The sequence below is a fragment of the Candidatus Stygibacter australis genome (assembly GCA_030765845.1).
Lineage (GTDB): Bacteria > Cloacimonadota > Cloacimonadia > Cloacimonadales > TCS61 > Stygibacter > Stygibacter australis.
The window spans coordinates 1-7,968 of record JAVCDJ010000123.1; the positions used below are offsets into that span (position 1 = coordinate 1).

A 7,968-nucleotide genomic window follows, 5' to 3' on the forward strand; every position below is an offset into this window, starting at 1 on the left:
AGGTGGGGAATATATCATTAATTGCTATAACGGCAGCAGGTTATATAGTCAGCGGAGAGTGGTGGTAATTGATGATGCTGAGGATTTGGAAACGGTTTATAGTGCCTGGTGGGATGAGCATCTTCAGGAGGTTTTGCTGTCTCCTGATCCGCGGTTTCGGGCTTTACGGATTTACCGCCGGGGAGTTGAACCGCATGTATTTTTCCAGTATTTAGTGGGTAAAACGGAGTCTGGGGTATTGTACCGGAGCCATTCACGTAAGTTGTTTATGTATATTCGGAGCAGTTTTGAGCATAGTCACACGGAGCAGGGGGATTATTATTATACGGTGCAGAAACGGGTACACGGGTGCTGGAGTGCTGCTGCGGTGGAATTCAGGCAGGTGTGGGAGAAGTATCATATCAGGTGGTTTGATGCGAATTACAGGAAGAAGTGGAATATTGTGCGGCAGCATAATCTGTGGTCGAAGCTGATCTTCCGAGCGGGAGGGATACTGGGATTTGATCTGACGGAACTTAGTGTGGAAAACTGGTTGTGGGGTATTAAGACGGTGGGTGATCTGCTGAGAGTGTGTGGAATGAGACGATATGGGCTGAGTGAAGAGGAATGTAATGTAAGAATATATTAGCCACCATCCTTCGCATAAAGCTACGGCACGGCAGGCGGACTACACGGGTGAACACGGATAATGTAATGTAAGAGAAGATTATTTTACCACCATCCTTTGCATAAAGCTACGGCACGGCAGGCAGAGGACACAGAGTTTGCATTTATAAAATGCCTTAAAGATATGCTATTATCATATAAACTATCTTTAATAAATGGTATGAATTGTTGTATACTATTCGAATCAATAATTGTAGTTTCACTATTTGCCACGTAATTAAAAGTTGGTTCTGGTAACTCACGTAACTGATTGACTGTTTCCCAGCTATCTCTAACTTCTGTAGGAAAATCATCCGGGTTAACTGGAGGATCACAGATGCCAATGTAAATAAACAGTAATATAATTAATACACTTAGTATGATCTTATTCATAAAATACTCCTTTTTAAACTAATCATTTAAAATTCGAGTTATTACTGCAATTTTCTTGCCATCACTTGATATGTCAATTATATAAGTTGTAGCTGGTAATCTACCGTGTTCCAATTGAATTTGATAGGTAAAAGTATTGGAAGCATAATCGAAATATAACAATTCCTGATTAGTCCCGAAATAATGTACAATAATGGATTCCCCATCTGGCATAATTTTAGCGTTATTTTTATTATCAATTTCAGGAAAACTATACAATGTTTCATCATCAATTACATACAGATAAGTTTGAGACTGATTAAAACTAAAATAATTATCATCATTGCTTCTATCAACTACTTTTCCACAGTCATTAGGTATCTCGCATAAATAATCAAGTTGATCTGTTTCACGATCATACTGATAAAAATATGAATTTCCTTTCACGATAAAAACCTTACTTTGATCTACTTGACCAGGCAATATTCTGGAAAGTTTTTCATCAAATGCACAATGCTCTTCTAAACCAGTACTGTCAGGATAAATACTCATTAAATTGCATGATCCGGTACTATCCATTCGACAAAAAAATATCTTCTTATCAAGACTAAATGCCGGATAATAATCCCTGCCACTATCTGTTATCTGATAATATTCTTTTGTATCCGTTTCCAGATAGTATAGACAATGCTCAGAAGTAAATGCCATTAAGCTGTCATCATAACTTATACATGCCCTTTCTGATGGATTACTAGTGAAACCTGAACTATTAAAATCTAAGTCAATATCTTCAAGAACAAAATCTAGTTCGTGGGTCTCAGCATCAAATACAATCAGTTTTTTATTACTTAGAAAGAACCGATGATTATCATTAAAAAATTGGATGATCCCATAATAAGCATCATAATAAGACCCACTTTCACCTTTGCAACTTATACCAAAAAAATGATCTTCAGTACCATCGGCATTCAGCAATAAAATCCTGTCACCTAAATCTTTATCAGGCTCTCCATCTCCAATACCAAGATTACAGGATGTTAATGTCATTAAAAACATAATCACTATCGTAAATTCTATTATAATTTTCATGTTATCATCTCTCCTCTGTCATTATTAATACAACTGAATTGGAATTAACCAATCCACTTCTTTCTAGATCAAATACATTATAACTTAATTGCAATTCAAGTCCAAACATGAAGGGAAGCATACGGGATACACTCTCAGATACTAAAATATCTTCCCTGTTATTGTTTGTTGATTCAATAACCTTACAGTTATAATTATTATTTCTTACTCGAAACTCTTTTCTCTTATCAGATTGTGTAAACAGATTTTTATCCAGCAATTCCGTAATCTTTTCTTCTCTCTTACTTATTAACACTTCCCTCTCAGCTTCATTCAACATCTGTGGATGATTAAATCTGCCTTCTTCATCATATCCCTTTATATCCAGCAATTCCCTAGTTTCTCTACTGATCAAATAATTAATAATATTCACCTCAAATTCTTCCTTTACCCAAAAAGCGCTCAATGTGTCTTTGATAACTTCTATAGTATCCAGATTTTGCTCGCCGTATTTTGACTGATAAACGAGTTTATCACCAACTTGCAGGTTTTTGTCAAAACGTGCTGGAGCATAGGTTATCATATATTCCAGCATATCCCTTTGAGCAATTGCTTCAATTTCTTCATCAGTTAATTCCTCATCCTGGGCACATAATAATGAACTCATAAATAATAACAGTAAAATGATAAAAGTAGTCATACAAATTCTCATAATATCTCCTTATAGTTTCTTTCACAATTTAGCAGATTAATATTTCAATGTCATTTATTTCTATTAACGATCTTTTTTGTCAATTTTTTTTCTAACCATACTATTAGAAAAGGTTTAAGTTCCTTATATTTGTATTAATTAGAGCTATTTTATTACATATCTGGTATTTTTTTATTCAATGAGATAAATATCACTTTCGAGGTAAGAATTGTTTTTAGTTTCATAATATTACTACAAGTAAATAACGCCTACGGTGTAAGAAGAATAATTAGTTTAATTCTGGTGCTTCTTCAGTTCGGTTTATTCGTAATTGTCTTGATGAGCTGTAATGTAAGATTTTTTTTAACCACGAATAGCCTTCGCAAGCTTACGGCTCATCAAGAAACCGCGAATTGGCACGAAAAAATGTAATGTAATTAGAAATTCATTTATTTAGCCACGGATTACACGGATTTACACGGATAATGTAATGTAAAATATTTGTTAACCGCTGAAGGCACTGAACACACCAGCCTTCACAACTATTACGGCTCGGAAAGCGGGAAAAAATGTAATGTAGATTTTCATTATACTCCATAGGGGTTTTCTATTTGAAGAAAATAATTATCCTGCAAAAACGTCTTTCCCTGGAGGGTATTCAAGGAAGATATGATAAAGTTATTGACATTTCAGGTGAAGATTTTTCATTAAGTAGGTTTGTAGAAAAGAGAAAAAGAAATGAAGAAGGGAACATTGAAAAAGAACTTTTTGATAATAATTTTAATTTTCTTATTACCAGTAATCCTATTGGGTTCTGATCCTTTGCAGATAAGCCTCTGGCATCAAATGGAGCCCAGCAAGGAACCATTATTAAAGGAATTGATAGCAGAATTTGAAGCCGCAAATCCTGATATTGAGGTGAATGCACTTCATAAAGGAACTGAGGAATTGCGGACAGGTTTTCAGACTGTGGCAGCATTTACAAATACTGCCCCTGAGCTGGTTTATGGACCTTCTGACAATCTGGGTGCCTTTGAAGTGATGAAGCTATCTGACAGTAATGAAGAAAGTATTATCGCTCCTCTGGAGGATATTTTATCTCCCGAATTTCTGGATAAATTCATGGACCAGGCGAAGTTTCTTTATAAAGATCATATTTATATGCTGGCAGACAGGCTGGGAAATCATCTTTCTCTGTGCTGTAACATGGAATTATTCCGAGAAGTGGGACTTGAGCGACCACCTGAGACTCTGGCAGAATTAATTGAATATGGTGAAAAATTAACACGTGATCTGGATGGTGACGGGACGATCGATCAATGGGGACTGGTGTGGAACTATAATGAACCTTTCTGGTATGTACCATTTTTTGGAGGATACGGGGGAGAGGTATTTGATGAAAATAATGTACCGCAATTAGACAGTCAGGCAGCAATTGACGCTTTTCAGCTAATCGTGGATATGCGTAATAAATATAAGATAATTCCCGAAGAATGTGATTATAATATCGCAGATAATAAATTTAAGCAGGGCAGAGCTGCAATGCTGGTCAATGGTGACTGGAGCTGGAATGATTATATTAAGTCTGATAAAGTGGATTTTCAACTGGCAACTTTGCCGATAATAGAAAAAACAGGTATGTATTGCAAGCCGATGATCTCGGCAACCGGCTATTCCATTAGTTCCCGGACAAAGGGTGAAAAACTGGATGCTGCCGTAAAACTGCTTAAATATCTTACTTCTGAAAGTGCACAGAAGCGTTTTGCGGTTCAGCATAAATCATTTCCGTCTTTGAAAACTCTGCAAACCGATCCTTTATTTACAGAAGATAAGGTTTTGCAGGTCTCTGCCAGACAGATAGAAGTGGGTGTTCCCATGCCTGTGATCCCGGAAATGCGTGCTGCCTGGGATGCTATGCGTCCAGCGTTGCAGAATGTGGTTGCCGGAGCATTGACACCCGCAGAAGGTGCTGCCTATCAGCAGAAACTGGCATTAGAGAAGATCAACAGCATGTATGAAGATGCCGGACTGGTGGTAACTACTGGTGAGAAAGTGATGAAAGCAGTGCTCTATATATTGGGAATTGCATTAGGTATCTATCTATGCTATGTATTTATATTCAAATTTCTTAAAGTACTTCTGCGCAACTCGAACTCTGTGATCACCCGCAATAATCGTTTTGCTGTAGTAATGGTTATGCCCGCTGCAGTACTTTTATTTGGAGTTGTACTTTATCCTTTCATTTATAATATTGTGATCTCATTTTCCAATATGAGCATGACCAATATCCATTCCTGGCGGGTAATTGGAATTGGGCAATATCTGAAAGTGCTCAGCGAAGCAATATTTTATTCTACCTTGTGGAAAACCCTGGTGTGGACTACAGTAAATGTATTTTTCCATGTAGTTCTGGGTGTATTTCTGGCAGTTATTTTAAACCGGAAATTGTGGGGTAAGGCAATATTCCGAGTGATACTGATATTGCCCTGGGCAATTCCTCAATACATAGTGGCATTAACCTGGCGAGGTATGTTCATGCAGGATTCAGGGGCGATAAATTTACTTTTAAGCAAATTTGGAGTAGATGCTATTAACTGGCTGAGTGATCCCACTCTGGCTTTTATTGCCTGTATTATCACTAATGTCTGGCTGGGAGTTCCATTTATGATGATGATAGCTTTGGGAGGATTGCAATCTATTCCTCATGAATTATATGAAGCTGCCAGGATCGATGGTGCAGGACGCTGGGAGCAATTCAAGCGGATAACTATTCCTATGCTGAAACCTGTTATGATCCCTGCTATTACTCTGGGAATAGTGTGGACATTTAATAATCTTAATGTGGTGTGGCTGATATCTAATGGAGGAGAACCAGCGGATAGCACTCATATCCTGGTTACTTATGTATATCGGGCAGCATTTAATCTTTATCGATATGGATATGCTGCAGCATTCAGCATGATCATATTTATTATCCTGGCAATATTCAGTATTACATTTATGAATCGCTCCAAAGTAGCGGAAAAGGCGTAGGGGGAAAAATGAATAACAAAAATAATATTTATGAATTGACTTTGATCTATTTCATCTTAACCGTATTTGCAGCAATTTCACTATATCCCGTCCTGCGAGTGCTTACCATATCATTACGACCAGGAAATAATCTGCTTACTGAGTCGCTGGCGATCATTCCCAAGGATGCTTCTTTTGATAATTATGTAAAATTATTTCAAGCCAAGCCTTTTTTGCTTTGGCTCAGGAACAGTTTCCTGGTGACAGCAATGGTGACTATTTTGGGAGTAGTGCTGGCATCCACAGCCGGTTATGCTTTTTCAAGATACGAATTTCCAGGAAGAAAGGCAGGCTTGATGTCACTTCTGGTAACTCAGATGTTTCCAGCCACTATGCTGCTTTTGCCTTTATATATAATGATAGCAAAGCTGCATCTGGTAAATTCCATGCTGGGGCTGGTGGTGATGTATAGCGCAACGGCATTACCTTTTTGCATCTGGATGATGAAAGGGTATTATGACACAATACCTTTTAGTCTGGAGGAATCTGCTCTGGTTGATGGAGCAGGGAGATTTAGATCTTTTTCAACTATAATATTGCCATTGGCAGCACCAGCGCTTGTGATCACTGCCTTATTTTCTTTTATGAGTGCCTGGAATGAATATATTGTAGCTGCCCAGGTGATGCTGGATGACAAGTTATTTACATTACCCGTTGGATTGAAAAGTCTGCAGGGTAATATGTCCACCGAGTGGGGTATGTATGCTGCTGGCTCATTGCTGGTAAGTATTCCGGTTGTGATATTGTTTTTATTATTAAGCAAATGGCTGGTCTCCGGGCTGACCCTAGGCAGTGTGAAGGGTTAATTTTTAAATTATGAATTATGAATTATGAATTTTGAATTGAATGTAGAATTTTGAATGTTGAAATAACATAGGATGGTGAATATGAAGAGAGTTATTTTGTTAATATTTTTTATTCCCTTGCTTTTGCAGGGGGTTACGGGTTCTGATATTTATGACCGGTTCCTTATGGACGGAATCAGTGATGAATACACCATGGATGAATATGTGCTGCGTGATTCGCTGGGTGAAAGTCTGGAAAGTGAAACTGACTCCTACTGGGGAGAATATAATGATATTCGTCAGATGAAAGTTACCTGGGACGACACCTATCTATATATAGCAGTAGATGCCTGTTCGTGGGATAATAATGTGATATTGTATCTGGATATTTATGATGATTATGGTATGCAGGATCAAAGTGATCTAAATACCTGGATGCGCAATTTTAAATTTTATAATTTCAATCCTGACTTTTTTCTGGCTACCTGGGATACAAATACTAATCCTCAATTCTGGAAAATCAGAGAAGGACAAACCCGGGTTGCTGATGAGATCAATAGTGAGGATTATGCCGGGTTTGATACTGGTCAGTTAGGCAGAAGCATGGAAGTGTCTATAGAATGGAGCACACTCTATTATAGTGCTGAACGCAACATGGCTGATTATCCCAGGATAAGAATAGTATCCGTGATAACTGCTGGTGGTGATTTCACCAGTGGTCCTGATTGTGCTCCAGATAATCTGGGTGGTATGGCACAGGATAGTGGGCAGACTGTGATAATTGATAATTATGCTGAGATCCTGATCGATGAAGATGAAGATGGGAATCCTGACACTGATGGAGTGGAACCCTGGCAGAGAGTGAGTTTTCTGGAAATACCGCCAATCAAGGCAACCCCATTGGATGTAACAAAAGTGGAATTCCCGGAAGGAAAAGGGTTTAACAGGGATAATGAAGATCATATCACAGTCAGATTTTATACTAATCGGCTTACTCTGTATTATATAAGTATTTATAATATGGATGGACGGGAAGTTGGTGAAGCTACTCCAGTTGGTAATAATATCATAGAAAACTATTATGATTTTGAATGGTATGGATATGATCTGAAAGGTAAGCCTGTACCTTATGGAATATATATAATGAGGATTTACTCAGATTCCGGGGAGATCATACGTAACGAAGCCTTTGCGGTTGTGAAGTAGGAGGGCAGATGAAGAAAACTATAATATTATGCTTTATTATCTCGATGCTCTCTTTTTTATGGAGTGATTTCAGCGGGATGAATAATGGAACCCGTTCGCTGGGAATGGGAAATGCTTATTCAGCTTTAG

At 37.8% G+C, this 7,968-nt stretch carries 8 protein-coding genes; 5 read left to right on the plus strand and 3 right to left on the minus strand.

Annotation, left to right across the window (positions count from 1 at the left end):
- A partial coding sequence (locus RAO94_06305; GenBank protein ID MDP8321943.1) for a hypothetical protein occupies positions 1 to 628 on the plus strand: 628 nt, incomplete at its 5' end.
- An 83-nt stretch (positions 629 to 711) separates the two neighbouring features.
- On the opposite strand, the gene RAO94_06310 is transcribed toward RAO94_06305, so the two are convergent.
- The 3 genes from RAO94_06310 to RAO94_06320 are packed head-to-tail and all read right to left on the minus strand — an operon-like array spanning position 712 to position 2,797.
- Complete coding sequence (locus tag RAO94_06310) at positions 712 to 1,038, minus strand: hypothetical protein (GenBank protein ID MDP8321944.1); 327 nt, start codon at positions 1,036 to 1,038, stop codon at positions 712 to 714.
- Between the two features lie 18 nt (positions 1,039 to 1,056).
- The gene (locus RAO94_06315; GenBank protein MDP8321945.1) at positions 1,057 to 2,106 is read right to left on the minus strand and encodes a hypothetical protein; all 1,050 of its coding nucleotides are present in this window, start codon (positions 2,104 to 2,106) and stop codon (positions 1,057 to 1,059) included.
- 4 nt (positions 2,107 to 2,110) lie between these two features.
- Complete coding sequence (locus RAO94_06320; GenBank protein MDP8321946.1) at positions 2,111 to 2,797, minus strand: hypothetical protein; 687 nt, start codon at positions 2,795 to 2,797, stop codon at positions 2,111 to 2,113.
- A gap of 590 nt (positions 2,798 to 3,387) precedes the next feature.
- Between RAO94_06320 and RAO94_06325 the strand changes: the two genes are divergently transcribed.
- The 4 genes from RAO94_06325 (at position 3,388) to RAO94_06340 (ending at position 7,839) form a co-directional block, all read left to right on the plus strand.
- On the plus strand, positions 3,388 to 3,594 hold the full coding sequence (locus RAO94_06325) for a hypothetical protein (GenBank protein MDP8321947.1): 207 nt from the start codon (positions 3,388 to 3,390) through the stop codon (positions 3,592 to 3,594).
- Between the two features lie 28 nt (positions 3,595 to 3,622).
- On the plus strand, positions 3,623 to 5,809 hold the full coding sequence (locus RAO94_06330) for an extracellular solute-binding protein (GenBank protein ID MDP8321948.1): 2,187 nt from the start codon (positions 3,623 to 3,625) through the stop codon (positions 5,807 to 5,809).
- An 8-nt stretch (positions 5,810 to 5,817) separates the two neighbouring features.
- Positions 5,818 to 6,654 (plus strand): sugar ABC transporter permease, encoded by an 837-nt coding sequence (locus RAO94_06335; GenBank protein ID MDP8321949.1) that lies wholly within the window; start codon positions 5,818 to 5,820, stop codon positions 6,652 to 6,654.
- Between the two features lie 81 nt (positions 6,655 to 6,735).
- Positions 6,736 to 7,839, plus strand: a complete 1,104-nt coding sequence (locus RAO94_06340) for a hypothetical protein (GenBank protein ID MDP8321950.1) — start codon at positions 6,736 to 6,738, stop codon at positions 7,837 to 7,839.
- Positions 7,840 to 7,968 lie beyond the last annotated feature (129 nt).

Bases quoted from the DNA above. Each gene is read 5' to 3' on its own strand.
- RAO94_06310 (MDP8321944.1), bottom strand. From the start codon at position 1,038: ATGAATAAGATCATACTAAGTGTATTAATTATATTACTGTTTATTTAC.
- RAO94_06315 (MDP8321945.1), bottom strand. From the start codon at position 2,106: ATGAAAATTATAATAGAATTTACGATAGTGATTATGTTTTTAATGACA.
- RAO94_06320 (MDP8321946.1), bottom strand. From the start codon at position 2,797: ATGAGAATTTGTATGACTACTTTTATCATTTTACTGTTATTATTTATG.
- RAO94_06330 (MDP8321948.1), top strand. From the start codon at position 3,623: ATGGAGCCCAGCAAGGAACCATTATTAAAGGAATTGATAGCAGAATTT.
- RAO94_06335 (MDP8321949.1), top strand. From the start codon at position 5,818: ATGAATAACAAAAATAATATTTATGAATTGACTTTGATCTATTTCATC.
- RAO94_06340 (MDP8321950.1), top strand. From the start codon at position 6,736: ATGAAGAGAGTTATTTTGTTAATATTTTTTATTCCCTTGCTTTTGCAG.